Below are 26,281 nucleotides of genomic sequence, written 5' to 3'. Positions count from 1 at the left end.
TTCAAACACTCGATACATGTCGGGGAGTAGAAACCATCGCTCTATCATTGCTCAGCTGCCACTTCATCGGGTTCAGCTTGATCTTCTTCTACGACCTTATAATCCACATCGAAAATGTTGTCTGACTCAATTCCGTTATCTTTCCGAAGCTTCAGAACGGCTTCATCAGTCGAAAGCTTCTCCTGCACTTCGATGCTAATCGGCATATATTTCGCCATTTCCTTGATGCAGGTTTTCTTACACATACTCTCAAAGTGGTCTTTCCATGGACCTATCAGCTTCCCGTCTTTCTTGGCAGCAGAATGCGTCATGGCATGCTTTTGGCATTGCTCGGCCGTCATGGTTACAAAATCAAAAGCTCCATCTTTTAGTCGATAAGCTGAATAGTAACGAACTGGCTTCCCTTGATCATTTGCTCCCCTAGATTTAATGGCTGAGATAGCTTGAGCCATCATTATGTCCATGAAATCATCCTTACTCGGAGTGAAGTTCTCTAGGTGGTGCAGCATATCAAAAGGAACATGGACTAGACGCTTGTCCTCACCTTTGATGTAAATGAACAAGTCGTTTTCGTAGACGGTCTCAGCATAAATCTTAGAAACATCACCAGTGCGCCGAATCAAATCAATCTGTCCTTTATATCCAATCTGAAACTGGCATTCCATTTGCTTAGTACGGTTGTTTTTGAACGGAACTAAATAGGCGTGTCCGATTAAATTAGGCTCCAGTCCCAACGTTGCACAGTTCATAACAGCTCCCACAATTGATGCAGGTGTACAATCAATAAGTGCAGGCGTCCTACTGATGGCTGTTAACGTGATTCGAGCTAAACGCTCAGGCGTCATATGTTTTGGTACTAACGATTTGATCGCTTGAAAGTTGTCTGCAAGCTCTTTCTTGATGACTGCATTGAAGTTTTCAGCCTTAGTCATCGTGCGCTGAGCTAGTTGCCCGGCTAAGGCCGACTGATTAACTTTCTTATCTTCAGACATTACTCATCCCCTCCAATTACCCGAAATATACGGCCGCGCTTCCCGGTCTTCCATGTAAACCGAAGATCCCCTTGAAAATACGCTCTTTCGCTTGTCTGCATATAGCCCTTGATCTGATTCTTTGCTGCTTCCTCTCGCTGTTCGGCTTGGCTTTTAGCTACTCTTGCTAGATGCAACTCTTGGATAATCGGGTATGCCTCCTCAGGTAGCTCAATTGAAGAATCCGAAATAGATTCAGGAAATGCATTCTTGAGATAGTCAGTATCTTGATGAGAGAAGACTGGCGGAATTTTTGCCACCACATGCTCTTCCCAGAATCCTTTTTCGATAGTAATCAGGTTCTTAATCAGCTCTTCATCCCGTTCGATTACCCGCCATTGAAAATCCCAGCCTCCAATCAGAACGGCGATAAACCATCTATCTGCCCCAGTAACAGCCATGTAATGGTTGCATTGAAGAATGTATTCCGTTGGAGCCTGCGTACCCGACCAGTCATCCTTGCAATATTCCGATGTGTTCTTGCATTCCAAGCCTGCATTCTGTCCAGGCAACCAGCGATCAATATTAGCTAGCATGAAGGGATGCTCCGGATGTTGAAATATCGCATTTTGTCGCCATACTTTGTACCCGGTATCCTCTGCAAACCAATCAGCAATAACAGGTTCCAGAAGTCGCCCTGCCTTCATTTTTGGATTGTCCTCTACCGGTGGTAGCTCTCCCATTTTCTCTAGATAAACTGCCATCGGTGATTTGTAGCGACTTAACCCGCATATCGCGGCAGCATCGGAACCACCAATTCCAAGACGTCGATGTTCCAGCCAATCTTCATGCTGCATGTTTAGCGTATTCACCAAACGAATGGCTTGCATGCTCTGTCCCTCCCTCTTGTTTTTTAGAGGTAAACGAGTTACGCTAGAAATAACCAAGTTTTAGCCGTTAGACTCCGTTGCCGCGGAGTCTTTTTCATTGTCCAGCTCAACGTCATCTAATGTGGTCCAGTATTCTTCCCCCCTGAAATCACGTACCTTGACATCGACACCATGGAATTCTTCTTTTGCGTCAACGATAGTGACTTTGTGCTTCAGAGTCCCTGTTCTCCGGATTAAGTCCTCACGCTTCTTTACATTGACCGGCCTGCTCCAAACCACTTCCATCCTCCTTTCCTTTTTGGATACGAGGTGCCGCGTCCCAACCCCTACGCGGCCGTTGCAGCTCCCTTGACTGCCGCCACGCTCTTTCTCCCTCGCTATGTAACCTGTCTCATCAGTGCCGGTAGGTTATTCCCGGCAGACTGAGGCAATGTTGCCCCAGTTTCGACTATTTGAGTAAGCGCCTTGCCTGTTCTCTGATTCCATCTACGAAATCCTCAAAGTCCATTGTTGCTTTCCCATCAACTAATAGCTCTAGCTCCTCGATAACATCCCGTACGGTCCATTCAATTCCACTGTCATCGATATCAAATGCCAGACCTTCTATCGAACGCTGCCTGCTCAGTTCCGTTTTCTCTACATATTCTTGAAAATCAAGCAATGGTGCGCTCATACTTAATCTCCTCCTCTAATGCTGCGATCTCCCGTACACGCCACTCTATCTCATGCGCCAAATCACGTTTATGAACATCTAGTTCTTCACGAAGACGTTTCATTTGAACGTATTGCACATCTACCGCTCGCCAATCATCATCAGCTTGTCGATATGCTTGTTCTGCATTTTCAAGTTCACGCTGCAGCTCTACTATTTGAGAAGCCACTGACTTTTTCAAAGACTTGTCCTCCTCAATCAGGTATGGTACTCTTCGAATAGATTTGTTTTTCTAAGCCGTCCGTTCGCCGCGGGCGGTTTTCTCTTTTTCTGCCATTCGCTCTAATTCAACCATCTCGCCTATAGTAATCACCTTGCGTCCAACTGGATGATCTCCATCGCATACTAACTCGATTACACCTTGTGCAGTTGTTAGTTCCTTCATGCCTTCTCCTCCTCTAAATCTTCTTTAAATAGAAGCAACCGATCACGATAGTTTTCGTTTTGTTCGTCTGCTGTCGTGTATTGCTTTGCGACCTCCGGCATCAGAACTTCCGTCATATCAGCGTCATATTGGTAAGTGTTTTCAAGTACTTCGAGCATTCTCCGATTCCAGTCTTGATTTGTTTTCATTGAGTCCGCCCTCCCGCAAATAACATTTCTTGTCGTTCGCGGCGCATTAACTCGCGTGGATCGGTTATGACTATCTCCAGGTCTCTTGCTTCTAATAACCAGTTGTGTTGATGAATGGCTGGATCAATACCGTAGCGTTCATCCATCAAGATATGTACGTCATCACACGCCTGGAATAGGTCTTCAATCTGCTTACCCGCTTCCTTCAAGAGACTTTCTTCATCTGTCGATAACGAATCCCATGGTCGCCTTTTACGCTCCCATTCAATCAATGCCTGTGCTTCATGGATTACATCCTGGCACTGTTTGATGAGGTTATATAAAGTAGCTGTAAGATTAACCATCAAGCGCGGGTCAGTCGGTGGTGGTGCATCGCCAAACAGATGTTTTAACATCCGAACCGATCGGTGATTGCCGCATTCCTTCACGAACGCTTCCGCATCCTCTCGGGATGGCGTCGCTCGGCCATTAATTACATCCGATACCCAGCGTGCCGATCTTCCAAGCCTCTTCCCAAGTGATTCGTACGTCAGCTGTTCGCCTGTACGCTGATTCTGATAAGCATATTCGCAGATGTCATGTATCCGAGAGCGAGAATATAGTGAAATCGTTGTACTGTTGTTCCCCATCTGTTCTCCTCTTTTCTATTTGGTTTTCGAATTACAATGAAACTGTGCTCATCTTTCAGACCCCCCTCGTGGCTCACGATGGGGCTTTTTCTTATAAAAGCGAAACAAGAAGCAATTGGTAGGACTTTCCATAACCTCTGTTGAATCTATTGTCGGAAGAACGTGAACTTTGGCGAGTGGCGTTCTTCAGATGCCAGAAACGGAAGGTGGTGAAAACGTGAGTACTGCAGCTAACATACTTTGCAAAAATTGTGATAACCGATTTATTGTTTACTTTTCATCAATCAACTCAGGTGATAGACAATTCAAATGTCCACATTGTCTTGTTGAAATGGATGAGAAGATGTCTAAGGACGTAATACATGCATTAGCTACTGTTCATGATCTGAACTATCACTTCAAGAAGTATCACTCCGAACGACAAGAACCTTTGTTCAGTGTTTCTATTGAGGAAACTTATGTTCCAGCGAATAAATTTCGGATATAAACTCCAATAAATCTCGTGCAATCGCTGGTGTAATCATGTTAGAACGCAGTTGTTCTAAAGTTGATTGAGTGATTTGATTGATTTTTTCCGCGCCGCAGAAGCTTTCCAAAAGTGCCCCTTTCTTTTTAAGTGCTTCTGCGGTTGCAATAATATTGGATAACTGTTGCATAGTTCTCACCTCACTTTCATCACACAACTGCATGCAGCGTCGAGTCTTGGCAGTGACCCCACCTTGACCTTGTTATCACCCTTACCTGGTGAATTGGTGGAATGTATTAAGGCGCGGCTCATATCTTCGCTCGCTCCCGCTCTTCGGCGCTCTATGCAGTTGTGTGAGTGTGTCCAGAACTCCTTTAGGCTGTTTCCTCTTTCTTTACAGGTTGATCTGTCTCAGTGGTTTCCTTTGGTTCTGCTGGTTTTGACTTAAGCAAAACCTCTAAAGCATGGACCATTCGTTTCATATCAGGTGCGAACTCGCGATGGAATTCAATACCTTTAGGTGGTTTGATCATTGTGGGCCTCCTTTCTTCAGGCAGATTTTTGTTCACTTTTGTGAACGTTTGTTATAAAAAAAATGACTTCAAAATCTACTTCTAGTACTTCACAAATCTGTCTTGCAACTTGTGGACTTGGATTACGGTGTCCGTTTTCAACCTGACAAATATAAGATACTGCTCGTTTTAATGCTGTAGCTAGGCCGCGCTGAGAATATCCCTTAATGATTCTCGCTTGAGCAAATTCATGAGACTTTACTCTAATTTTCATTGATAACACCTCCCTTGTTTCTTTCTGTAAACAGAATAACACCATGCGTTTCTTTTTGCAATCATTTTTGTTCCTTTTTGAAAACAATTGTTTTCAAACGCTAACATGATAAAATGATAATGCTCACAAATGCTAACTTTTGGAGGGATCGCGGTGGAATTTGGTAAATACATTAAACAATTACGTGATATTCGCGGCCTTTCAGTTAGGGAGCTATCAAGACGTTCTGGAGTTTCAGTTGCTCACATATCCCAGTTAGAATCAGGACAACGTGGAATCCCTAAGCCAGATACTATAAAAAAACTAGCTGATGGTTTGAGTTGTGATTACGATGAAATAATGAAAATTGCAGGATACGGAATTGAATCAAAACCAAACAATAGTACATCTTCTTCCTCTCTAAATAACAAGCAACTTTCAGATATTGAGAACCTCTTCTTTTACGAATTGGACAAGCTAAGCGAGGAAGATAAACAGAAGGCTTTAGAGCATGTAAGGTACCTGAGGTATCTTGCGGAGCAACAGAAATGAGAAGGAGACACTCGGATTGGAGTGTCTCCTTGTTTTTGTATGAGAAGACTATTTGTGGACAGAGAATGAAGTATAAAGATAATAAAACCGAATTGCAGATATTTGGGTAGATCTATGATGTTTTGTAGCATGCAAAAAAGCTCTAAAACTCCTACGAGATATAAGCCTTCGCTTGTATTTACCTTAACAACCACTTAACCCCTTCGTGAGTATATGTTTTATCAAGCAATAAAAAGCCCCGGTGAGTGCTTCTCAACAGGGGCCTTACGATACATTACAAAATTTGGTTATAGGAAATAATGTTTCCGTAATTACATATTCTTCATTTAACAGTGAACCCAACTGTGTACTCTCGAATAAATATCGAAGCATTTAACGAGTACATGTTAAGTAATTCATCAATTTTTCTTGTATCTTGAAAAGAGCCATGTGACGCTATGGCTTTTGTAAACCCAAGCACCCTTGACTTTAATAACTCCAACTTCTCCGAATTCATAATCCGGATATTAGGATTTGGAGATGAGGCATACTCAAAAACTGTAAACGGATGGATCATGACTGGCGTAAATCTGCAAGAGCTATCATACTTCTCTTGAAACCAGACTATGGAACCATTTAATTGGTTACAGTCATGTTTATTTATTGTTGGAGCGGTAGCCCCATTCTTGCACTCAATTACGATATACTCAAGATTTCCAATTTCCCATAAAACATCTGGCCCTTTCTTGTACTCAGCCTCCGGTCTTTGTGCCGAGAATCCTAAATGATATGCCAGTTCCTTGCATGCTTGCTCAAACACAGAGGCTGAGTCAGGTTTAAAGACTAATTGTTCTAGTAGCTTATTTACACCTATTACAAGCTTGTTAGTAGTGTTGTATTTTTGACCCAAGAAGGTTGAAGCCTGTACTGCCTGACTACCTATAAACCTCTGCAACTTTGCATATTGAATGCCTTCTAGTGGATGAAGAACCAAGTTATTATCATTAACTGCAGATTTTAAGGTAACATGTGATTCTTCTTGATCAATAAAATATAAATATTCAGCTAACTGTTGCTTCAAATATCCCTTACTTTTCAAATCAGCAGTTTCATTTACCGCTTCATTGATAAGCTGAACAGACTTAGTGTAATCCCTAATCAAGGCAGCATTGAAAGCCTCGCGTTGTTTCTTAGTAACTGAATTTACCTTAAAGGTCGCATCATATTTGAGATGTAATAGTACCCCTTTACTCTTGGAGATCCATGAAGTGTTTCTATATAGACTATAATTTATGACATCCTTTAGTTCCCATATACTTGCCCCTTTAACCTGTTTAGCTAATTGTTCGGAAAGCTTGATCTGCGCTTTAGTCGCAGGGGTAAATTTATCAATCGCACCTTCACCATAAAGATTGTTAATGAGTGTTCTTCCCATTAGGAAAACAACACAGTAGTCATCCTTAGAACGAATTCCTCTTCCCATTCCTTGTTCAATTCTTTGAATTGTTTTTGACAGAGTATCATCTGTGCCAAATAATACTCCCTGCTCAATTTTGTCTATCTGTCTACGAACATCTGGCAAACCATCAATAACCAATATCTCGCAAGCTTCCTTAGCTAAATCAATTCCATCATACTTATTTATAAGTACAACAAGTCCAACATGGCCATTTTTAAGCCTTGTTATGCCTTCTTGAAGGTTTGAAGCTGTAAGGATTAAATCACAACTGTCACTCCAAAAGTGAGCACGATAGTGGGATGGGACGATAACAACAACATTATGTTTTTTTGACTCTTCCTTTAAAAATTCCTTAATGTCAATATCTTTTATATCAGGATTCACTTCTTGCGGTATAACAATCATTCTATCGCCAATGTCGTCCGTAGACTCTGGAGTAATTGTAAGCTTAATTTTTTCAGTGTCGATATTAAAATGCGAAACTAGTATGCTGTCATCAGCCAGGGTAGCACTCATAAAGATTTTTCTCTTACAATCTACAAAACTCGGAATAGAATCGATTGGTACGCATCTGGGTGAGATTTCTATTTTATCACTCCCGAAAACACAACTACTCAATGGTAGACAGTTTTTAAGTAACTGCCAAGAAAATCGAAGTGAATCGAAATCCTTGACCGCTTTTCCCTTTCTATAATCTTCTTCTGCAATTCTATATGCTTCATACAGTATTTCTGTCACTTGTTTAATATTATCTTGCCAAGACCAAAACGGAACTAGCATATTTACAGTAGGGCTTTGAGCTTCCAATTCTAAAATTCCAGTGTGATATTGTTCGGTAAGTGGACCTTTAAAAATTCGATATAGTTTGGTATAGAGGTCTGTAGAATATGGGATTTCCATAGTGAACTGCGACTCTGTTATATCTAAACAAGCATGGGCATCGTCGATAATAATACTTCCAATCGGTATTCTTTTTTCGTGAACTCCAAACGATGACTTACCGTTAAAAAGCTTATAAACATTAATAACTAAAATTGCTTGACCTTTCTTAAAACTAATAGAGTCTTCATCGTCTGTAACCTCAATACCTAACTTTCTAGCTTCTTCAAAAACCTGGGAGACTAGATAGGGGTCAGGTACTATGTATACAGCAGGACCTTTTCCTTCATTTAAGCAACTCTTAAGAATTAGCAGGCCAACAACTGTTTTTCCACTGCCTGTATTCATTTTAATTAAATTGTACTCATTGTTCCTAACGTTATCGTCAAACCATTTATTCCATACCTCTGTCTGGACATCTCTAGGATAATTATAAATTGGATCTTTTTTTGGTAATAAACTGAATATCTCACGTGGGTTTATGACTGTATCGGCAGAATTATCTCCACCAAGCATATCGAAATTAATCTTCACTTTACATTCCTCCAATTGTAAATCCTATACATTAAAAACTTTACAGATGACAATTATCCTATATCTAGTATCTTCAAAACCTTTCTGTACTTATATAGCTGTATTAGACTGATTATGACCTAATAGCATGTTTTTTGAATAATCCTTCGAAGAACTCCACTATAATTTCCGACCCTCTTTCTTCGTCCATCAATTCGTACCCCCCAAATCTGTACACTTCATATCCGTTCAGTTTTAACTCCCTATCTGCTTGTACCATCTCAGCATATTTTTTGGGATTGGAAATATCGCCATCGGAATAATGCTGCTTTCCGTCTATTTCGAGGACTACTCGCTGTTTGTTTGAGAATAACAAGAGAAAGTCCATACGTTGTCTCGGCAAGTACACTTTTCCTGATCTTTGCCTAATAGTGTAAGGATCATAATGTAAATAAACTTGAGGTATTAAAGCAGGGAAATTCTTGTCAAACTGTTCCCTGAAATACTTAAAATAGCTTTTAAACAATAATTTCTCCGGTAAAGAATCTAAGGAACTGAATAGCCTTTTGTAAAGTTCAATTTCCGTCTCTCTACTAAGATTTTGAATATCGTTCATTTCTGCCCACCAAAAAACAATGTCTGTCCAAAACAACCCCGTGTTTGGAATAGGGCGATCATAAATCAAGCAGTTATCTTCATATTTGACGATTTTAATGTCGTTATTGATTGAATCACTTATAACAATTTCCGGCTTGTGCCCAACTGCCGCGAATATCAAGTTTTTTACATGGCCTTTTACTCCATTGAGCACCTTATCTATTTTATAGACTGGAAACCCTGAAATATTTTCTGCCAATATTAAACTAAATCCATCATGAACTAAGTGCTTATTTATAGCTTCAATATACTCACCCTGCTCAACTTGCGGTCTCACTAATGGATGCACTACCTGCTCAATAAATTTGACAAACAATTCATCGGTTGCAATCATTAATTCTAAATACTTTTCAAATAAGTAAACATCGTCCCAGTCAGAATTATTGACCATGTGTTGCCATACATCACCCGCTGCTGTCTTAAACCTGTAGTCTGTTGAAGGCATACTGTCTAGATTCCATATCCTGTTGAGAAACTCGACCAATTCATATTTTCCCGTAATATTGTTCCTAGCGTATAACTCGTCCATGATATTTCGCCTGGTTATCTCACTGATCATAAAAAGTCCAGTTGAATTGAGGCGACGCACTAACTTAAGCAATGCGTTAGCTTTCGATCCATAGTCACTAATAATCCTTTTAGCTAAGTCCAATAGAAATAATTGATCTTTACCTTTAAGTCTTTTTTGGATATAAACTCGTCTGCTTTGAAAAGCCTCAGATTCGTCTCCACTTTCCAATCCATATCGGGTACAAACAGTCGGTAAATCATATGTTTTTTCCTCTCTTAGTACCAGAGTTATCTCATCAATAAGCTCATTGATACTCGCCATAATTCCCCCCATTTTAGAGCAACTTTGCATCGCGTTTATTCTCTTGAATAAGTGAAAAAAACATGAAGCGTGACTTATTTCTTGACGCACCTCGAAGTTAAGATTGACCACCTCAATTATTATTTTGGATTTAAACTTGAGAGATAGGGAGGCTCAAATAGAACCGCTAACATCCCCCATGAGGCCATTAGTACTCTCGGTCCACCACAGCCTCGCAACAACCATTATTATTTTATTGTCAATAATACAGATTTCGCTTTTTAGTACGAATTACCTACAACATTCGATCGAGTTTATCTGACATAAAACGACAAAACCTCCTGATCAGTGATCAAGGAGGCACTATTTCTTGCGTTTGTTTTGCATAATAAATTTAATATCCAAGAATTAATTGATCTAGTTAGCTAAAAAAATATATTAATAAAAAACAGTTTAAGTAGTTGCTTAACCCATGATCCGTAGACTTATTCTGAAACAAGTACTACCACGCTAGAAGTACTACGTCTCCCATGAATAAAACAATTCTAACTTCCTATCCAGATATTGTGAAATGGATGTTTGCAATAAATTTTTATTAATGAAAATATCTTTACCGTCAACAAAGTAAATATCAAATCTTTTAAAAATATCCTGATATTCTTTAGCAGTATAAGTTCTTTCATTAGATATTAATTCCTGTTGGGTTTTATTATCTTGTATCAAACTAAGTAATGTTCTTTGAGAACCATCGTTTTCCAATATTCTGACAAACCTTAAAATGTTATCGTTAAACTCATTTGATCTGTAATAATACGTTTCAAGAGTATCGTAATTCCCAGTTGATCTATTTTCTGATGTTAGATATCTATTAGTGAGTATTGTTTTATAAATTTCAGGTTTTTTATATTTTAAGGTTATAAGGTAAAAATAAATTTCCAACATTTTAATATCAGTATCACTTTCAAAAATAGTATTAAATAATAGTTTTATATTAGTTGAGACAGTGTTAATATCCCTTAACGATAGTTTTAAACTCTTAAAAAGTTTAACAGAGAAACTACATAGATTGCTTTCTATTATTATTCCTTTTTGCTCGAAAATAAATTCCGTATATTCCTCTACTGTTGGGCTAGGAATATTAAAATTTAAATTAAAGAATCTTCTTAAATACCCCTGAGAGTCCATATTATTACCATACACTGTTGAGATCGAATGTGATAATTGCTCCATATCAAGTGATAAAACAAATATAATATTATCTATATCAAAAAAGTGCTTCACTGCTTCCAATGTCTCAATTGCATATAGTGGTTTGCATCTATCTAACTCGTCAATGAATAGTACGATTTTTTTCTCTTTACTAATTTCAGTAAGTACACTTTTAAACTCATCTTTTATCTTTTCATATTCTTCAAGTTCTTTGAATGGATCATAATTACTATCAGTCTTAAGAGAATCTATTACTTCTGCTTCGCTAGTTCCTAAAATATCCGCAATCTCATTTAGGTCGACGCCACTCCATTTTTTCACTGTGCTTACTGTCAAATGCTTTGAAATTCCTAAAGCCTTCTCCATCAGGTTCGTTTTAAGTTTAGTTTTTATTCCAGTAAACTTATACTGTGTTATTAATGTGTTTACAATTGGGGTCAATGCATTGTCCCAATTATCAAAAGACCAAGCATTATAGTAAAACGTGTCAAAACTTTCTTTAAACTCATCAGAAATATAACTCTTCCACATGTTAATAAAGGTGCTCTTTCCAGTGCCCCAAGGAGAGTTCAAAGCTACTACTAAAGAACCTTCATTAACATATTCTTTTGATTCTGATAACACTTTTGTTAATTGAATCGCAAATGTCTTTCGATTTAGCTTATCGTCATTCTCAAATGTTAAATAACTCATAATATTCCCCTTTGGCTTTCATTTTCATTAACATTTTTCCTGGTATAAATTCGTTAAAAAGTCCCCATTACCTTCCTATTCCAAACGAGTTAAGTCAGCATAAAACGCCAAAACCTCCTGATCAGTGATCAAGAGGGTGTTTTAAATAAAACTAAGAAGATATGCAAAACACATACCCTTAATTTTTTGAATTTATTTTGTATAAGTCTCTTTCAATAAGCATTCTTTTGAAGTTACGAAATACATGTTGGTCAAAGTTCGATATACATTCGTTAAACTTTTGATAGATCTCTTGAATGTTTTTAGGTGTTACTAGTTGTTTATTGTATCTAGCAAATGGGCCGTCTGTTTCAAAAAGCATAAGGTCCTTTGGTATTAGGCTTATTATTTTTTGACCCTTCTTAGATGACAACATGCTATGGTTTATTGAGAAAAGATAGTTACATTCAATAATTTTTTCGAGTGTACTAAGCTTACCACTATACCAATGAAAAACTGCTTGCTTTACTTTATTCTTCTTTAAAATCTCAAGGACCTCATCTTCTCCACCTGTCGAATGGATAGAATAGATCTTTCCAAAATTATACTTAGGTTGTGTTATGAATTCAAAATTCTCAACTTGTTTATTAATCAATTCTTTCGTATCCCTGCTGATGTCAATTCCTACTTCACCAATATAACTTGTTGTTTGAACTAACTTGTCAAAAAGGTCCCTGTTAAACGGAAACTCTCCAGTAAGATCAGGATGATAGCCAATCGCAAGCTTTACAAATTTGTACGCTGCGAACTTGGCATAATGTTTCTCGAATAACTCCGGCAAGTTTGTGACAAACAGAGCATATATCTTATGAGTTTCATACTCGTTTGCGACTCGAATAGGATCAGGGTAATGATCAATATGCACATGAAAATCAATAAATCGCATACTTGGACCAGAACCTTTCAAATTCGCGGCTGAACTCCTTTAACATTATTGTCGTCCTCTCGTTATAGTCCCCAGTCTCATAATCCCGAGGTCGGATATCGATGTAAGAGTAAATACTCCCATTATCAATATTACCCTTTAACTCTCTGAAATAATCCACAGAAGACTTATACTCATTTTGAACATACTTGTCCTTAATACTACGCAATTTATAGTCATAAGGAACATCGTACTCAACGTCGTAGTGTTCATTATCGTATGCAGCTAAGGAAATTTTCCTTAAAATACACGGTATACAGTGCCCGCATTGGAATTTCCCCACATAAATATTTTGTCTACTCCTGCTACATGTATATGTATTAGTAATAGCAACTTTAAAAGTGTTGCTTAAACGATCAATAATAGCACCCTTTGTTTCAAATAAAAACGGATTCGAAATCATAATATCTAGCTCAAGTACCTTCAATAATTGATTATATAGTGAAATAGTTCTTGGATGTGTTGTCTTTGTAGTGAAACGATGATTAATTACTGGATTCAAAGATAACACACCATTTTCATATATAAAGACATCCTTAATCTGATAGGAATATGCCAGAGCACAAGCTAATGCCAAGAATAGAAGGGAACGCGTTGCCTGTGTGGGCTCAATCTTTGTCACTTTTAAATTTGGCGATATTTTTGAAGCTGCTGATGGATCCTGTAAACAAATAAATTCACTCACTAACTTCTGACGTTTGTGCTCAGAGTTGTTGCTGTTCTGATACCCATTATATAAACTAGGTATACCATTAGCTATATTATGGTATGCTCCACTAAATGAATCTAGTCCACCAGAAAGTAGTGATACGGCTTTAAAGTTTCCCTTTGTAAGGTCAGTGAATAAACCGGTTCTAAACTCCTTTTCTCGTTGAGTATATGTAATCTCTACCTGATCTCCACTGACAAAAGTTATTAACCTACTTAGAATTGGCCTAGCTTGTTCCCACAAAGAAACATTTGTAACTGGAACACTAACCTCAAACTTTCTTGACCACGAATCTCGTCTCTTTGTTTGGATATCTCTAATGTAAATTGTACTGATAACGTCGACCAAATCTAGAATTTTCTGATCGTTATCTGTGATAAAATTATTTCCTAAATTCTCTAACAATCGCTCATGCGGTAACTGATCCAATGTAGTCAAAGTTCTTACCCCTTTTATCAGAACTCACCGATTTTAACAGCATTTGCCTTGGATGTTATTTGCTTTAACAGTACTTTAAGTTGAACTTTCCCATCAACATAGTCCGTAATGAGGTCATTCAATTCTTCTGAAACAACCAGCCTCACCTGCTGTTTAATTAAGTCATTAATTTGATCATGACCAAAATCAGTATAGACATCACTAAATGCTTCAATTAGTTCTCCCTGGACCAAAAGAAAAATTAGATAAAAACAGAAGTCTAAGACAAATTCTAAAATTGCCTTATCTTCCTTCAATGTTGCTGTAAGAGCAAGTTTAAAAGCCCTTAACATTACATCAGCAAAATCAGTGTCTACTGTCTCCTCGACAATATCAAGAATTCGCTGGATTATTTCCTGTAATGTTACTTCATTGATTTTGACTTCTTCGAAATCAATTTCTCCAAACTCGCCAGCCCTTACCCGATTAATCCCATTAATTCCTGCCACGACAAATAGTCTAAAAGAGTCCTCTTTGAACACTTTATCAAGTTCTTTTTCAGTAATAATTTCTGATGTAGCTATTGGAACAGATTCCTTAATGTCTTTGCTTGAATTATTTTGAATCAACTGTTTTATTTTCTCATTTAATTTACGCTTTGAAGTTCCCATAACCTTCCTCCAAATACCAAATATTAGTTATTTTTACCTATTTAGAATATACCATTGTTTTTTCCATTTTGTCATTCAATCACAAATTATTAAGATGTAAAATTTATTTTTTAACACTATCTTTTTGTCCCTTTCTATTACCTTATAGAACTTTTAATACTGGGTTAAATCCACCTATATATAACCCCTTCTTCCTCAGATTACACCCCCGTACTGTTCAAAGATTAGGAGTGACACAAACAATACACTGGAAGATAGATGGAATATAGGATATATTAGCAAGATAAATAGAACAAACGTTCCTGTAGGGGTGAACCAATGAAATTGTCCTATTCTCCTACTCCGCTCGAAATCTGGATAAGTCAATTTTACAAACGGCTAGGGATAAACACACCTGAAGAACTAGATGAACATCGTATAGCAAGATCACTAGACATCCATCTCTTTTACAAAGAGATCCCATCAATGGCATATGAATTCGGCCGCTTCAAAAGTATAACGATAGACAAACGTCTCCCTTCACTTGTGCAAAGGGAGCATTTTTATCATGAGCTGTGCCATATCCTCCGTCATTCCGGACGCCAGCTAATGATGCCCGCTGCCTTTCGTGAATTACAGGAATGGGATGCAAGGAATTTCACAAGATACGCTGCCTTACCCCTACATATGTTGAAGCACTATGATTACAAGCAGCCTGAAATACTAGATATCTTATCAGATCAGTTTAAGGTTACACCGGAACTTTGTTCAGATAGGTTGCTGAGAATCAAATCAAAATTGTCATGCAACCCTATTCAATTCATCTCGTAACATATCTAAAGCACAATTCAAAAATAGGAGGGAACCATGTTGCGGTTAGGAGTTTATGCACGTGTCAGTTCAGACGATCAAGCAGAACGTGGTACGATCGAAAACCAGCTCGAGTTTGCTCGTAAGTATGCGGATCTCCATCAGTTAGAAATTGTTAAGTGGTACAAGGACGACGGCGTTACTGGAACAATACCACTAGAAGCTCGTCCAGCTGGTCGCGAACTGTTACAAGATGCTAAGAACGGAATTATCGATCTCCTTCTTATTTACAGGTTAGACCGACTTGGACGATCCGCTAGAATCATCCTGAATTCCGTTCACGAGCTAGAAAGTGACGGTGTAAAAATCCGTTCCATGACTGAGCCCTTCGATACTGGTGACCCATCTGGTCGGTTTCTTCTAACCATTCTAGCAGGGGTAGCTGACTTAGAGCGTGAGACCATCATAGAACGTTTGTGGTACGGTGCAAACCGCGCTGCACGGGCTGGTAAATGGCTTGGAGGTATTGTCCCCTATGGATACCGCGTAGACAGTGAAGGCTATCTGGTGGTTTGTGAAGAGCTACTCCCCCACTCAGATATGACAGAGGCAGGAGTTGTTAGGCTGATTTTCCATATGGTTGCTAACCAAGGCCACTCATGCATAAAAGTCTCAGAATACTTAAATGCCCTAGGTGTTCCTACGGCTTATGCAAGGGATGATCGGAAAGTTACTCGAGGAAAACGAAAACAGAAAACTGCGGGTATTTGGCGCCCCTCAAGAATACGTGGGATCATTACGAGTACCACTTACTATGGCTTACATATCTATGGAAAACGGAGCAAAAGAAAACGCGATTTGATAGAACGTGAAGTTCCAGCCATCGTTGATTTAGAAACATGGGAAAAAGCACAGGCAGTCCTCCGAAGTAATCAAATAGAAGCTATGCGTAACACCAAGAATCAGTATTTACTTCGAAGCCTACTAAAATGTCAGTGCTGCGGATTAACGTATGTGGGGATTCATTATCCAGGAAGTAAACGAGCTTTGAAAGGATTCTATGTCTGTACCGGTAAACAAGCATTTAAGGGTCCAATGCAAGGGAAGTGTACATCAAAGAATCTGCCGCAAGATTGGATCGAGGACCTTGTGTGGAGAGATTGCTTGTCCTTTATTAATCAGCCAGGGGAAGCCCTTCAGGAAATTGCTGCAGCTAGGGAAGTAAAGCAGACTAAGAAGGTCGATTTAGAGTCCGAAATAACACTTATTCAAAAGAGCATCGATGATAAAGATGTAGAACGACAGAGTATCCTGGACCTCTTCCGTAAAAGCATCATTACTTTTACCGATTTAGAAAAACAGATCCAAAAAATCAATCAAGAGAAAGAGATCCTCGAGCAACGGATAAAAGAAATACGGACCTCGCTACAAGTTGACCGCGATTACTCTACTAAGGTAATGAATGCTTTTCAATTACTCACATCACTACGAAACAAACTAGGTGACAATCCATCATTTGAAGCGAGACGTGAAATTGTGAAGGCTCTGGTACAACGCATTCAGGTGCATACAACCCCTAGTGAAGGATCAAAACGCCCTCGTGCTTCTGTCACCGTTCAGTATTGTTTTTCCAAGGATATTATCTACACGGACAAGGATTACACGAACCAATTAACAGAAACCGAGCAGGAAAGGTAAAAACCTGCTTGGATCGTCCAATCGTGACAATCCCTGATTCCAGCGGCTGGCGCAATACCTCTAATACATGCCGAGAAAACTCAGGCATTTCATCGAGGAAGAGAATTCCACCATGAGACAAGCTACATTCTCCGGGACGTGGGATTTGTGCGCCACCGCCAATCAATGCGGTGGCCGTAATTGTGTGATGCGGTGCACGAAAAGGTCTCTCCTCGACAAGCCCACTCTCCCGCTTTAATTGACCAGCAATACTGTATATTTTCGTCACTTCGTAAGATTCATGAATGGTCATGTTCGGCATAATACCAGGCAGGCAAGTAGCTAAAAGAGTTTTCCCTGAACCTGGAGGCCCCACCAATATCACATTATGAAATCCGGCTGCTGCGATCTCCAGGCCACGTTTTACAAATTGCTGTCCGTAAACATTGGCAAAATCGGGAGGCAGTTGGTTGGTATTAGTCTTGCCTGTTTGTGTTTCGTGAAAAATCAGGTTGAGGTCTTTACAATGAAGCCCTTCTTTCCAATAGTTCACGGCCTCTTCCAGATTGCTCGCAGGCAACACGGTAATGTCGACGAGCCGTGCTTCCGCTGCATTTTGTTCGGGGAGAATCACATGGGTAAATCCTGCATTTTTGGCTTCTAACAGGATAGGGAGTACACCCGTTACAGGGCGAAGGGAACCGTCTAATGCCAACTCTCCTAAAACGAGAATTCGTTCCTGCCTGGGTAGCATTTGTTTAGAGGCGAGTAAAATTCCAAACGCAATAGCAAGGTCAAAGCCTGAGCCTTCCTTACGCTGGTCTGCTGGTGCCAGGTTGACGGTGATCCGCTGCATTGGGTAATCGTATCCTGCATTGCGCAAGGCAGCACGAACACGATCTCTCGCTTCTTTTACTGCTGAACCGCCAAGTCCAACCAAATCGAATTGAGGCAAGCCATTTGCTATGTCTGTTTCTACAGTGACTACCATTCCATCTATGCCGAGTACTGTGCCTGAATAGCTGCATGCGTACATGTTCTCTCCCCCTCTGGTTATAGGGTAGGAAAAGATAGAGGGGGTGGGCAAGTAAATTGGAGCTGGACCAAAAACACTTTGCTAATGGTGTTAACATTTCTCAACAGAAATCCTCTAATTGGGAGCACGATTACATTACACCCCTCCTAGTATTGTATATATTTCTAGAATTACTTAAGTCTTGTAATAATGAATCAAACAATTTATTAATGGGGCGATCCCCCCTTACATCTTCAGCTAAATAGGACAAGCACCTATCAGAATTCGAAAACTTCTTCTCTTTCGAACAGGACAAGCTATGCAAAAGGAAGATAAAAGACGGCTTTGGAGCATGTAAGGTACTCGAGTTATCTAGCGGAGCAGAATAACAAGAAATGACAACGAGACACGCATTAGAGTAAGCGTGCCTTTATTTTATTTTAAATACTAAAAGAAAGGTGAATCATAGATGCAAGAATATTACATGTACATGCGATCACATTATATTCACAGATTAGAAGAAAAAATAGAATTAAAAGATCTACTAGATTTAGCAAAAATGAAAATCGATCCTTCATTAGAAGACATTCCACTCTTGTTCTTATCATCATATTATGATTTCCTCTGTACTGAACCCTACTCTTTGTGGAATGAAAAAGTTGCTGCACGAACTTTTGAAGGACTCCAAAACATTTATAATAAAAGTGTTGATATAGAACAGGCTTTAAAATCTGTCCTGACACATTTTTTAATCTCGTATGCATGTTATAAGGAACTAATTAAGATAATAGAAGATCTTTCATTCGTGAACGATAGCCCAGAAATAAAAACGAGAATGTATCGAATCCCCACTTATAATGGATTAATTGAAGGATGTCTAACAAATTTATATAAGTCGTTCCGTGATTTGCTAGATTTGATCGTTGAAAAAGACTTAAAATCACAAACAAGGCTTAATGGTCTTTATGAAATGCTTGTAAGTAATGGATACCCAGAATTATGCGAAAATGTTGATGTTGATCTACGTAATGCAATTAATCATGGAGGCATTTTTTTAACTGACATAAAGGCTCAATTTTACTTTTATAAAAAAGGTAAACAAGAAACAAAAGAAATGACCTATTCTGATTTTGACCGAACAATTGAGAATCTTTTTGACGATGTAAGTGGAATGATAGTCGCCTTTATTAGATTCTTCTCGATCTATCCTGATATAATGTCTTCTATAGAGATGATAATGCAAGATGATACATTTATTAAAAACGGTCTTGTCAAAATATTACTCTCTTTGCCGGGTGCAACATGCGGAGTAATTTCTGAATCACCAGATGGAACTCAACTAAATATGATGTTTAATACAAGATTTAATGAACGTGGAGAACTTGTGAAATTTTCTATTGAAGTAGCTTCAATAGCTAGGGCTATTTATCCATCTTATGATTCTTACTTTGTTTCAATTTCTAATGAGCGAATGTTACCAGGGTGGGCAAGGTATTCTGCAATAGATCTCGATGCAGTAGCCAATAGTGAGATTGATATCATCGACTTGTACACGATGAGCGAAAGTCGTGGAGATGTCCTTTTCTGGGAGCCTAACAATGAATTACTTGATTTGGATTATATTAAATACCATCGATTCCCCATCACCAAGGGAAATGGGTGGAGGTTAGCTAACATATCTGATTGCAGTACTAAAGAGTTTAAAAGGTTTAAAGCAGATTTATTTATTGAGAAGAAAATGTCAAAGAAGGAATACATACGGATTGTTAATGATTCAATACGAAAATTAAAAAGCATGTTTAATCCTCCAACTCCACAAATTAAAGTGAAACATGGAGATATTCCTGCAGACTCGATATATTTAAATGTTTACCTTGGTAATATAAGAATAAGAAACAAAAGTCTATTTACGTCGAACAATAATTTCTTACTATATGCCGAATACAATTCACCAGGCGTCTCTTTTCTAAAAAATGGTGGATTACCTGACGTAGCTTGGGTTCCTCTACTTAAAGAGCATATTGGCAACATACTTTATGCTTGGAACCCTAATACTATACAATCAGAAAATGAAATTAGAATTTAGCCTATTTATATAATAAAGACTTTTAATTTTAGGGAGAATATCTTAATATGGACCTTTTTGAGAAATGCGAGAATGTTGATTCATAGTTGAGCTTATTCAATTCATAAAGTCATTAAGACACGATCTTCAAGTGAACCCAAGTGAATGGGAAAACCTCTCGCTCACTGCCTTTTTAGAAGCAATGGAATCCTGGATGGAAGATACAGTAGATATGGGATATCTGCCAGATAAGCCCTGAATTTGGCCGTTTCAAAAGTATTACGATAGACAAAAGACTCTCTTCACTTATACAGAGGGAGCATTTTTATCATGAGCCATGCCATATCCTTAGGCATGCTGGTCGTCAAATTATGATGCCAGGAATTTTACGAGGTATGCAGCTTTACCGCTACACATGCTTCAGAGTTATGAGTTTAAACTGCCAGAGTTCGTCGAAGTATTCTCCGAGAAATTTAAAGTCTCTTCAGATCTGTATAATGAAAGACTAGAGAAGATAAGGAATAAATTGTATACAAAAATACCTATGCAACCATTTTTTACCAGGAAATCTTTCCAGTTTCTTGCCTTTCATTTATACTAATTAGAAATTTAAATCATGATTGGACTGAAATGCTATTGAGTGAAATCAAAAAGGACCTCTATATTTTAAAAATACAACTATTTAAACTGTTCTATAGTAAATATTTTATCTTTTCATTTTTACTATTTTATTCTTTCTTACCACTAATGATCACTTTGGAAGTTTTCATATATGCCTTTATTTTATACTTCTGTATTTTATCAACTTTGATCTTTTATAAATGTGCTACTTTGTCTACACTTTCTCTTTCTTTAAGAGTTAGCATCCAAGTTTGTGCGCTAGTCTTCTATTGGGGAGCTTTACTATTACTTTATTCACTTCTTAGCATGTTTTTTTTCGGTGAAAACACTACACTAAAACTATCTTTTATGGTTATAAGTCTAGTGCTCCCACTTGTATTCGCTCTTAATGCCTTAATTGAGTCTATGTACGAAATCATTGATAGTCTAAATAAAATAAAAGTAACAGATTTTAAAAAGACTTTTACTATTACGATCATTTTTATAGTTCTGGTTGTTCTTTTAACTGACATTGTATTTTCAATAATATATTCATCTGTCATATTGTTAGGTGACGTTTTCGGTTATTTAACTAATAAGCCAAATTTCACCGAGATCAAAAAAACTTTTAATACTAAGACTATTGAAGCATTTTATAACATCTTTTATTTTACCTTTTCAATTCATTATGCCATTCCTTTTACAGGTGACTCCATTTTTACTAAGCTTCAGGAACTTGTTAACAAAAGCTCTGTTCTAAGTATAATCCAAATAGTACATGTACTGTTTGCTAAAGCTATTGACTTACTAATACTTGGTTTGGTTGCAAATAAGTTTTTTAATTTCTCGAAAAAGAAGAAAAGAATTCGTAATTACATTCGTCCATAACAGACTTTCTTTATTTAAGAACCAGAACATACACCCTTGTATTTGAACTTTATTTTATTCTAAGGTGGGATATCAAAGATGAGACTCGCTATGTACACACGTGTAAGTTCTGACGATCAAGCTGAACGAGGTACTATTGAAAATCAGCTAGAATTTACTCGTAAGTATGCAGATCTCTATCAGTTAGAAATCGTTTAGTGGTACAAGGATGACCCGAGTTACTGGAACCATTCCACTAGATGCTCTTCCAGCAGGCCGTGAACTGTTACAAGATGCTAAGAACGGAATTATAAATCTCCTTCTTATTTACCGGTTAGACCGACTTGGACGATCCGCTAGAAACATCCTGAATTCCGTTCACGAGCTAGAAAGTGACGGTGTGAAGAATCTGTTCTATGACGGAGCCTTTCGACACAGGAGATCCCTCTGGACTTCCTCCTAACTATTCTAGCAGGAGTGCTGACTTGGAACGTGGGACATTCTGGAACGTCTATGGTCGGTGCAAACCGCGCTGCGCGATCCGGGAAATGGATAGGAGGTATTGTCCCCTACGGTTATCGAGTGGACAGTGAAGGCTATCTAGAGATTTGTGAAGAACTACTCCCCTATTCAGACATGACAGAGGCAGGAGTTGTAAGGCTAATCTTTCACATGCTTGCTAACCAAGGCCATTCTTGCATTAAAGTATCTGACTACCTAAATGCATTTGGTGTCTCTACGGCTTACGCAAAAGATGATCGGAAAGTTACTCGAGGGAAACGAAAAGAGAATACTGCGGGCATCTGGCGCCCCTCAAGAATACGTGGGATCATTACGAATACCTCTTACAAGGGAGTACATTTCTATGGAAAACGGAGCACACGAAAGCGCGATATCATCGAACGTGAAGTTCCAGCCATCGTTGATGTAGAAACGTGGGAAAAACGCAGAAAGTCCTTCGAAGCAACCAAATAGAAGCAATGCGTAATACAAAGAATCAATATTTACTACGTAGCTTACTAAAATGTCAGTGTTGCGGATTAACTTATGTTGGAATTCATTATCCAGGGAGTAAACGAGCATTGAAAGGTTTCTATGTTTGTACCGGTAAACAAGCATTTAAGGGACCGATGCAAGGTAAGTGTACATCCAAGAATTTACCGCAAGATTGGATCGAGGACCTTGTGTGGAGAGATTGCTTGGCCTTTATAAACCAGCCAGGGGAAGCCCTTCAGGAGATTGCTGCAGCTAGAGAAGAACAGACTGAGAAGGTCGATTTGGAGTCCGAAATAGCACTTATTCAAAAGAGTATCGATGATAAAGATGTAGAACGTCAAAGTATCCTGGACCTCTTCCGTAAAAGCATCATCACTTTTACCGATTTAGAGAAACAGATCCAAAAAATCAATCTAGAGAAAGAGCTCCTCGAGCAACGCATAAAAGAAATACGGACAAGTCCTTCTTTCCAATAGCTCACGGCCTCTTCCAGATTGCTCGCAGGCAATACGGTAATGTCGACGAGCCGGGCTTCCGCTGCATTTTGTTCCGGGAGAATCACGTGGGTAAATCCTGCATTTTTGGCTTTTAGTAAGATGGGAAATACACCCGTTACAGGGCGAAGGGAACCGTCTAATGCCAACTCTCCTAGAACGAGAATTCGTTCCTCTCTGGATAGCATTTGTTTAGGTTTAGAGGCGAGTAAAATTCCAAACGCAATAGCAAGGTCAAAGCCTGAGCCTTCCTTACGCTGGTCTGCTGGTGCCAGATTGACGGTGATCCGCTGCATTGGGTAGTCGTATCCTGCATTGCGCAAGGCAGCACGAACTCGATCTCTCACCTCTTTTACTGCTGAACCGCCAAGTCCGACCAAATCGAATTGAGGTGAGCCATTTACTATGTCTGTTTCTACAGTGACTACCATTCCATCTATGCCGAGTACTGTGCCTGAATAGCTGCACGCGTACGTGTCCTCTCCCCCTCTGGTTGCAGGGTAAGAAAAGATAGAGGGGGGTGGGCAAGTAAGAATTTCTCTCTCCCCAAACTACAACCACTCCACCACACATTTATGGAAAACTTTCACTCCAACAGGTATACTGCAAATAAACAGATAAGGAGATGGTTCTATTTGATTTTAACTGTTGATCGCCATCAAATTTCCATTCACTACGAGCATGCTGAACCTGTTCAGATCGACTGGGACGAAATATACAGTGTTTCTTACTATAAGATCGATTGCATTGAGTACGAAATGGGGTACCTCGTTTTTGACTTGGTATACGGTGAGTTTATTGAGATTAGTGATAGTGATCAAGATTGGGAAAAAATCGTAAATGATCTCGAAAAATACTTACCCTCGCAATCAAGTGATTGGAGACATTCTTTACGTAATTGGTCGATCGACGATGGCATTCTTTATCTTTATGAAAAAGCGTAAGAAAGAGCGTGAACTGGACTTCATCACTTTATCCAACGATTTAGAACGGGTATTATTGCTGTTGTGACAACTGCGCACTCGTGCTCTGTCACCCTTCACCTCACTGCTTTCTCTTCAATTCATGCAACAGTTCAATGATTCGTTGGTTTTGATCCACTTTCGTTACGATGTTCTGGTTCAGCTTCCGAATCGCGTCGTAGATTGCAAAAAGTCCTGCCAATAGTAGAAAAGCAAACAACCATTCCATGTCGCTTTTACCTCCTTACGATGAACGTTGATATAAAAAAGACCCGCGATCGAATGCGAGTCTTTTCTCATGCTGTGTAGATTCTTCTTGAGCAGATCGAGCTACTTCTGATAGACAGAGATGTATTCTTTTTTCACCTGATCTGCTAACCAAACGAGTTCGTTTCCATGGTAAAACTTCACACCATCTTGCCAAGCTTGCCTCGCATCGATTCGCAAAAGTACGGGATGTTCGTCTCGTCTTTTCCCAACCTGCTGTGCTGTTTGGACGTCTTCAGACAGATGCACATACTGTCTTCCTTTTGGAACAAGCCCGCTAGCCAAAATAGAATCGAGGAATCTTTGCGGCGTGCCATGAAAAAGGTACGCAGGCGGTTCTTTTTCTTCCTTCTGGATCTTTTGCGGCACTGAATGTCCATAGAGGGCGCGAATTTTCCCTTGATTGATCTCATGGCGCTTTTTTTCTGATGATGCAATCATCATATGTAAATCTTCTTCGGTAACCGCTCGCCACTTGCGCTGTTCATGAAGTGACAAAAGCAACTGCTTGATAGGTACCCATCCTTGTTCGTCTAACTCAAGCTCGTATTCATGGGGTGCATGACGAAGCGCATAGGACAATTCTTTACTCAATTTTTGATAATCCATACACTCATCTCCCAGTACAGGTCAAAGCCACTTCCTTACACTAAAAAGTAACCGAGACTCACGATTGCAGCAATAAATAGGTGAACGATGAAGTTTCCTGTTAGTCGAACCCAGAGCTGTTGGCTTTTCATCGTCCAAAATCCATAGAGGAGGGCAACGACCAGGTAAGCTAGAACATAAACGAAAAACACAGACTGCTCTCCTCTTTAGGACATTTCTTTTTTTATGTTAGCAATTAGCTTGTCAGCATTGTTTTCATCGTTATCAAACATAACCAGATCTTGCAAAGCAATCCCTTCCACGGATTGAATTGCTGTGGACATAGAATCGGCCAGTTGCTGCATATCAGCTTTGTCTGCTACTTCAACATCTAGAACCAGTACAAGTTTTTTCTTCATGGTGAAAATCCTCGCTTTACGATAAGAATAGATAGTGCGATCGAGCCATATCATCCCCATTATACATAATAATCCGGTATACATCGACAACGGGTACTAACAGCTTAATCCAAAATCTCTATATATGCGGAAACACTTGATTTTAATATCTCGATCAGTTCCTCATCCATGTACATGTATTCATCAGGGATGCCCAAGCAAATGATCCTTTTATCCATCAGTTCTGAGCTAAACTTTTCCTGTAACCGCCTTACATGTTTTTTCTCCATACAAAAAATGAGATCAGCCCAGCCGATAAGACCACTTGTTACTTTGACACGCGCTCCGGTTTCAGTACCTGCTGATCTTACTTCATAGTCATTGATCCCATGAAAAATTTTTTCTGCCGTCAAGCTTCTCCATTTATTTCTGCTGCAAATGAACAGTAGCTTCATTCTTCCTCCTCATCCAAATCTTCAAACTGCCATTCCTTTGGTACCGGGAAATAAGCGTCATACTCTTTCCTGGCATCCTCGCTCATTTCCTCTAGCCATGGCCAATAATGCATGACATAGTCCTCTCCAAAACCCATCCGCCAAAACAAACTGTAAGGATGTTCTTCCGGAAACACAATCCATGGCGGCAAATAGAAATGTGGTTGATACTCTTCTAAGCTTTCACGTATTTCCATCCACAATTCCCCAAGTAAATTTTTACCGTTACTCGTACGATCGATTAAGACTGCATCTCCAGTAGAGAGCAGAATTTCACGAATGATAGGGCACTGTTCTACTTTTGCTTGCAATGCCTTGCGTATGATCTCTTCTTCATGGACAGTTCCTGAAACTTTCTTGACCTGCAAATAGTGTTCCGCGGTTTTCCATCGTTCCCCCTCCAACTCTATTGGATGACTGGAGAAATTGGAGAAACAGCCGTAAGGTTTCGTTGGTTGATCGAAGTGAATTTCGAGGGGGTGCTGTATATGTTTTCGGATATGATCCTGCATGAATACTTATACCTCCCAATCTAGCGTTACGTTTCCAT

Annotated in this window: 32 protein-coding genes and 2 pseudogenes; 9 read left to right on the top strand and 25 right to left on the bottom strand. The window is 39.1% G+C overall.

The genetic code is table 11. From position 1 onward, the window contains the following. Positions 1 to 44 precede the first annotated feature (44 nt). From recT to ASG16_RS23080, 11 genes are all read right to left on the bottom strand, one after another. Entirely contained in the window at positions 45 to 992 is a 948-nt protein-coding gene (recT, locus tag ASG16_RS23120; RefSeq protein WP_056486556.1) for a phage-derived integrase/recombinase RecT, read from the bottom strand. Further along, a complete protein-coding gene (locus ASG16_RS23115) occupies positions 992 to 1,861 on the bottom strand; it encodes a YqaJ viral recombinase family nuclease (RefSeq protein WP_056486553.1) in 870 nt (289 codons plus the stop codon). Before ASG16_RS23115 ends, recT begins: the two co-directional genes overlap by 1 nt. A gap of 60 nt (positions 1,862 to 1,921) precedes the next feature. After that, positions 1,922 to 2,140, bottom strand: a complete 219-nt coding sequence (locus ASG16_RS23110; protein ID WP_241970818.1) for a hypothetical protein — start codon at positions 2,138 to 2,140, stop codon at positions 1,922 to 1,924. A gap of 169 nt (positions 2,141 to 2,309) precedes the next feature. Beyond that, positions 2,310 to 2,534, bottom strand: a complete 225-nt coding sequence (locus ASG16_RS23105; protein ID WP_056486547.1) for a hypothetical protein — start codon at positions 2,532 to 2,534, stop codon at positions 2,310 to 2,312. Beyond that, the gene (locus tag ASG16_RS23100) at positions 2,515 to 2,754 is read right to left on the bottom strand and encodes a hypothetical protein (protein ID WP_056486544.1); all 240 of its coding nucleotides are present in this window, start codon (positions 2,752 to 2,754) and stop codon (positions 2,515 to 2,517) included. The genes ASG16_RS23105 and ASG16_RS23100 overlap by 20 nt, the downstream gene beginning before the upstream one ends. Positions 2,755 to 2,805: 51 nt before the next feature. Further along, on the bottom strand, positions 2,806 to 2,958 hold the full coding sequence (locus ASG16_RS30725; RefSeq protein ID WP_157966781.1) for a hypothetical protein: 153 nt from the start codon (positions 2,956 to 2,958) through the stop codon (positions 2,806 to 2,808). Beyond that, positions 2,955 to 3,146 (bottom strand): hypothetical protein, encoded by a 192-nt coding sequence (locus tag ASG16_RS23095; protein WP_056486541.1) that lies wholly within the window; start codon positions 3,144 to 3,146, stop codon positions 2,955 to 2,957. Before ASG16_RS23095 ends, ASG16_RS30725 begins: the two co-directional genes overlap by 4 nt. After that, the gene (locus ASG16_RS23090) at positions 3,143 to 3,775 is read right to left on the bottom strand and encodes a helix-turn-helix domain-containing protein (RefSeq protein WP_056486538.1); all 633 of its coding nucleotides are present in this window, start codon (positions 3,773 to 3,775) and stop codon (positions 3,143 to 3,145) included. The genes ASG16_RS23095 and ASG16_RS23090 overlap by 4 nt, the downstream gene beginning before the upstream one ends. 443 nt (positions 3,776 to 4,218) lie before the next feature. Then, positions 4,219 to 4,431: a hypothetical protein gene (locus ASG16_RS23085; protein WP_056486535.1), complete on the bottom strand. Its 213-nt coding sequence runs from the start codon at positions 4,429 to 4,431 to the stop codon at positions 4,219 to 4,221. 184 nt (positions 4,432 to 4,615) lie between these two features. Continuing rightward, positions 4,616 to 4,774: a hypothetical protein gene (locus tag ASG16_RS31035; protein WP_198674259.1), complete on the bottom strand. Its 159-nt coding sequence runs from the start codon at positions 4,772 to 4,774 to the stop codon at positions 4,616 to 4,618. Positions 4,775 to 4,790: 16 nt separating this feature from the next. Then, on the bottom strand, positions 4,791 to 5,027 hold the full coding sequence (locus tag ASG16_RS23080; RefSeq protein ID WP_056486532.1) for a helix-turn-helix transcriptional regulator: 237 nt from the start codon (positions 5,025 to 5,027) through the stop codon (positions 4,791 to 4,793). 153 nt (positions 5,028 to 5,180) lie between these two features. Between ASG16_RS23080 and ASG16_RS31380 the strand changes: the two genes are divergently transcribed. Beyond that, positions 5,181 to 5,558, top strand: coding sequence for a helix-turn-helix domain-containing protein (locus ASG16_RS31380; protein ID WP_082517157.1), 378 nt, complete (start codon positions 5,181 to 5,183; stop codon positions 5,556 to 5,558). 322 nt (positions 5,559 to 5,880) lie between these two features. Here ASG16_RS31380 and ASG16_RS23065 read toward each other — a convergent pair whose 3' ends face one another. From ASG16_RS23065 to ASG16_RS23040, 6 genes are all read right to left on the bottom strand, one after another. Further along, on the bottom strand, positions 5,881 to 8,409 hold the full coding sequence (locus ASG16_RS23065) for a DEAD/DEAH box helicase family protein (protein ID WP_056486529.1): 2,529 nt from the start codon (positions 8,407 to 8,409) through the stop codon (positions 5,881 to 5,883). A gap of 112 nt (positions 8,410 to 8,521) precedes the next feature. After that, positions 8,522 to 9,877, bottom strand: a complete 1,356-nt coding sequence (locus ASG16_RS23060; protein ID WP_056486680.1) for an AbiJ-related protein — start codon at positions 9,875 to 9,877, stop codon at positions 8,522 to 8,524. Positions 9,878 to 10,375: 498 nt separating this feature from the next. Further along, positions 10,376 to 11,758, bottom strand: coding sequence for a KAP family P-loop NTPase fold protein (locus ASG16_RS23055; RefSeq protein ID WP_056486526.1), 1,383 nt, complete (start codon positions 11,756 to 11,758; stop codon positions 10,376 to 10,378). Between the two features lie 178 nt (positions 11,759 to 11,936). Next, positions 11,937 to 12,704, bottom strand: a complete 768-nt coding sequence (locus tag ASG16_RS23050) for a TatD family hydrolase (RefSeq protein ID WP_241970817.1) — start codon at positions 12,702 to 12,704, stop codon at positions 11,937 to 11,939. Continuing rightward, on the bottom strand, positions 12,670 to 13,869 hold the full coding sequence (locus tag ASG16_RS23045; protein WP_056486517.1) for a 7-cyano-7-deazaguanine synthase: 1,200 nt from the start codon (positions 13,867 to 13,869) through the stop codon (positions 12,670 to 12,672). Before ASG16_RS23045 ends, ASG16_RS23050 begins: the two co-directional genes overlap by 35 nt. 17 nt (positions 13,870 to 13,886) lie before the next feature. Continuing rightward, positions 13,887 to 14,519: a hypothetical protein gene (locus ASG16_RS23040; protein ID WP_056486514.1), complete on the bottom strand. Its 633-nt coding sequence runs from the start codon at positions 14,517 to 14,519 to the stop codon at positions 13,887 to 13,889. Between the two features lie 318 nt (positions 14,520 to 14,837). Between ASG16_RS23040 and ASG16_RS23035 the strand changes: the two genes are divergently transcribed. Then, complete coding sequence (locus ASG16_RS23035; RefSeq protein ID WP_056486511.1) at positions 14,838 to 15,329, top strand: ImmA/IrrE family metallo-endopeptidase; 492 nt, start codon at positions 14,838 to 14,840, stop codon at positions 15,327 to 15,329. 36 nt (positions 15,330 to 15,365) lie between these two features. Then, positions 15,366 to 17,006 carry a recombinase family protein gene (locus ASG16_RS23030; RefSeq protein ID WP_056486508.1) on the top strand — a complete coding sequence of 547 codons (1,641 nt, stop codon included), beginning with the start codon at positions 15,366 to 15,368 and terminating at the stop codon, positions 17,004 to 17,006. Here the strand turns inward: ASG16_RS23030 and ASG16_RS23025 are convergent. Next, positions 16,954 to 18,021: pseudogene (locus ASG16_RS23025) on the bottom strand (YifB family Mg chelatase-like AAA ATPase); the annotation flags it as partial. The gene ASG16_RS23030 and the pseudogene ASG16_RS23025 overlap by 53 nt on opposite strands. 448 nt (positions 18,022 to 18,469) lie before the next feature. Here ASG16_RS23025 and ASG16_RS23020 point away from each other — a divergent pair. The 5 genes and pseudogenes from ASG16_RS23020 to ASG16_RS31365 all read left to right on the top strand — a co-directional run. Further along, positions 18,470 to 20,086, top strand: a complete 1,617-nt coding sequence (locus tag ASG16_RS23020; RefSeq protein ID WP_056486505.1) for a hypothetical protein — start codon at positions 18,470 to 18,472, stop codon at positions 20,084 to 20,086. Positions 20,087 to 20,168: 82 nt separating this feature from the next. Beyond that, positions 20,169 to 20,324 carry a DUF7660 family protein gene (locus ASG16_RS31755; protein ID WP_483296480.1) on the top strand — a complete coding sequence of 52 codons (156 nt, stop codon included), beginning with the start codon at positions 20,169 to 20,171 and terminating at the stop codon, positions 20,322 to 20,324. A gap of 1,437 nt (positions 20,325 to 21,761) precedes the next feature. Next, positions 21,762 to 21,995, top strand: a complete 234-nt coding sequence (locus ASG16_RS31375; RefSeq protein ID WP_241970816.1) for a recombinase family protein — start codon at positions 21,762 to 21,764, stop codon at positions 21,993 to 21,995. 29 nt (positions 21,996 to 22,024) lie between these two features. Continuing rightward, positions 22,025 to 22,507: a recombinase family protein gene (locus tag ASG16_RS31370; protein WP_241970815.1), complete on the top strand. Its 483-nt coding sequence runs from the start codon at positions 22,025 to 22,027 to the stop codon at positions 22,505 to 22,507. 5 nt (positions 22,508 to 22,512) lie between these two features. Beyond that, a pseudogene (locus ASG16_RS31365) lies at positions 22,513 to 22,671 on the top strand (recombinase family protein); the annotation flags it as partial. A gap of 194 nt (positions 22,672 to 22,865) precedes the next feature. Here ASG16_RS31365 and ASG16_RS23000 read toward each other — a convergent pair. Further along, positions 22,866 to 23,453 (bottom strand): magnesium chelatase domain-containing protein, encoded by a 588-nt coding sequence (locus ASG16_RS23000; protein ID WP_241970814.1) that lies wholly within the window; start codon positions 23,451 to 23,453, stop codon positions 22,866 to 22,868. 204 nt (positions 23,454 to 23,657) lie between these two features. On the opposite strand from ASG16_RS23000, the gene ASG16_RS22995 reads away from it, so the two are divergent. Then, positions 23,658 to 23,966: a hypothetical protein gene (locus ASG16_RS22995; protein ID WP_056486496.1), complete on the top strand. Its 309-nt coding sequence runs from the start codon at positions 23,658 to 23,660 to the stop codon at positions 23,964 to 23,966. A 100-nt stretch (positions 23,967 to 24,066) separates the two neighbouring features. Here ASG16_RS22995 and ASG16_RS31030 read toward each other — a convergent pair whose 3' ends face one another. The 6 genes from ASG16_RS31030 to ASG16_RS22975 form a co-directional block, all read right to left on the bottom strand. Then, positions 24,067 to 24,213: a hypothetical protein gene (locus ASG16_RS31030; RefSeq protein WP_198674258.1), complete on the bottom strand. Its 147-nt coding sequence runs from the start codon at positions 24,211 to 24,213 to the stop codon at positions 24,067 to 24,069. Positions 24,214 to 24,314: 101 nt separating this feature from the next. Beyond that, a complete protein-coding gene (locus ASG16_RS22990) occupies positions 24,315 to 24,860 on the bottom strand; it encodes an RNA 2'-phosphotransferase (protein WP_056486493.1) in 546 nt (181 codons plus the stop codon). Between the two features lie 35 nt (positions 24,861 to 24,895). Further along, on the bottom strand, positions 24,896 to 25,051 hold the full coding sequence (locus ASG16_RS31025; protein WP_198674257.1) for a hypothetical protein: 156 nt from the start codon (positions 25,049 to 25,051) through the stop codon (positions 24,896 to 24,898). Positions 25,052 to 25,066: 15 nt separating this feature from the next. Further along, entirely contained in the window at positions 25,067 to 25,258 is a 192-nt protein-coding gene (locus tag ASG16_RS22985; protein ID WP_007719678.1) for a hypothetical protein, read from the bottom strand. A 104-nt stretch (positions 25,259 to 25,362) separates the two neighbouring features. Then, entirely contained in the window at positions 25,363 to 25,692 is a 330-nt protein-coding gene (locus tag ASG16_RS22980) for a low molecular weight protein tyrosine phosphatase family protein (protein WP_056486490.1), read from the bottom strand. Beyond that, the gene (locus tag ASG16_RS22975; protein WP_056486486.1) at positions 25,689 to 26,243 is read right to left on the bottom strand and encodes an NADAR family protein; all 555 of its coding nucleotides are present in this window, start codon (positions 26,241 to 26,243) and stop codon (positions 25,689 to 25,691) included. The genes ASG16_RS22980 and ASG16_RS22975 overlap by 4 nt, the downstream gene beginning before the upstream one ends. Positions 26,244 to 26,281 lie beyond the last annotated feature (38 nt).

Source organism: Brevibacillus sp. Leaf182 (assembly GCF_001423865.2).
GTDB classification, from domain to species: Bacteria; Bacillota; Bacilli; order Brevibacillales; family Brevibacillaceae; genus Brevibacillus; species Brevibacillus brevis_C.
Note: the sequence above shows the minus strand (reverse complement) of the source record. Positions and strands in the feature narration are given on the sequence as shown.

Excerpts from the sequence above, each read along its gene's own strand:
- ASG16_RS22985 (WP_007719678.1), bottom strand. The coding sequence starts at position 25,258 with ATGAAGAAAAAACTTGTACTGGTTCTAGATGTTGAAGTAGCAGACAAA.
- ASG16_RS23115 (WP_056486553.1), bottom strand. The coding sequence starts at position 1,861 with ATGCAAGCCATTCGTTTGGTGAATACGCTAAACATGCAGCATGAAGAT.
- ASG16_RS23035 (WP_056486511.1), top strand. The coding sequence starts at position 14,838 with ATGAAATTGTCCTATTCTCCTACTCCGCTCGAAATCTGGATAAGTCAA.
- ASG16_RS23040 (WP_056486514.1), bottom strand. The coding sequence starts at position 14,519 with ATGGGAACTTCAAAGCGTAAATTAAATGAGAAAATAAAACAGTTGATT.
- ASG16_RS23030 (WP_056486508.1), top strand. The coding sequence starts at position 15,366 with ATGTTGCGGTTAGGAGTTTATGCACGTGTCAGTTCAGACGATCAAGCA.
- ASG16_RS31030 (WP_198674258.1), bottom strand. The coding sequence starts at position 24,213 with ATGGAATGGTTGTTTGCTTTTCTACTATTGGCAGGACTTTTTGCAATC.
- ASG16_RS23095 (WP_056486541.1), bottom strand. The coding sequence starts at position 3,146 with ATGAAAACAAATCAAGACTGGAATCGGAGAATGCTCGAAGTACTTGAA.
- ASG16_RS23080 (WP_056486532.1), bottom strand. The coding sequence starts at position 5,027 with ATGAAAATTAGAGTAAAGTCTCATGAATTTGCTCAAGCGAGAATCATT.
- ASG16_RS31375 (WP_241970816.1), top strand. The coding sequence starts at position 21,762 with ATGACCCGAGTTACTGGAACCATTCCACTAGATGCTCTTCCAGCAGGC.
- ASG16_RS22975 (WP_056486486.1), bottom strand. The coding sequence starts at position 26,243 with ATGCAGGATCATATCCGAAAACATATACAGCACCCCCTCGAAATTCAC.
- ASG16_RS23055 (WP_056486526.1), bottom strand. The coding sequence starts at position 11,758 with ATGAGTTATTTAACATTTGAGAATGACGATAAGCTAAATCGAAAGACA.
- ASG16_RS23060 (WP_056486680.1), bottom strand. The coding sequence starts at position 9,877 with ATGGCGAGTATCAATGAGCTTATTGATGAGATAACTCTGGTACTAAGA.
- recT (WP_056486556.1), bottom strand. The coding sequence starts at position 992 with ATGTCTGAAGATAAGAAAGTTAATCAGTCGGCCTTAGCCGGGCAACTA.
- ASG16_RS22990 (WP_056486493.1), bottom strand. The coding sequence starts at position 24,860 with ATGGATTATCAAAAATTGAGTAAAGAATTGTCCTATGCGCTTCGTCAT.
- ASG16_RS31035 (WP_198674259.1), bottom strand. The coding sequence starts at position 4,774 with ATGATCAAACCACCTAAAGGTATTGAATTCCATCGCGAGTTCGCACCT.
- ASG16_RS22980 (WP_056486490.1), bottom strand. The coding sequence starts at position 25,692 with ATGAAGCTACTGTTCATTTGCAGCAGAAATAAATGGAGAAGCTTGACG.
- ASG16_RS23020 (WP_056486505.1), top strand. The coding sequence starts at position 18,470 with ATGCAAGAATATTACATGTACATGCGATCACATTATATTCACAGATTA.
- ASG16_RS30725 (WP_157966781.1), bottom strand. The coding sequence starts at position 2,958 with ATGAAGGAACTAACAACTGCACAAGGTGTAATCGAGTTAGTATGCGAT.
- ASG16_RS23105 (WP_056486547.1), bottom strand. The coding sequence starts at position 2,534 with ATGAGCGCACCATTGCTTGATTTTCAAGAATATGTAGAGAAAACGGAA.
- ASG16_RS23000 (WP_241970814.1), bottom strand. The coding sequence starts at position 23,453 with ATGGTAGTCACTGTAGAAACAGACATAGTAAATGGCTCACCTCAATTC.
- ASG16_RS23085 (WP_056486535.1), bottom strand. The coding sequence starts at position 4,431 with ATGCAACAGTTATCCAATATTATTGCAACCGCAGAAGCACTTAAAAAG.
- ASG16_RS23090 (WP_056486538.1), bottom strand. The coding sequence starts at position 3,775 with ATGGGGAACAACAGTACAACGATTTCACTATATTCTCGCTCTCGGATA.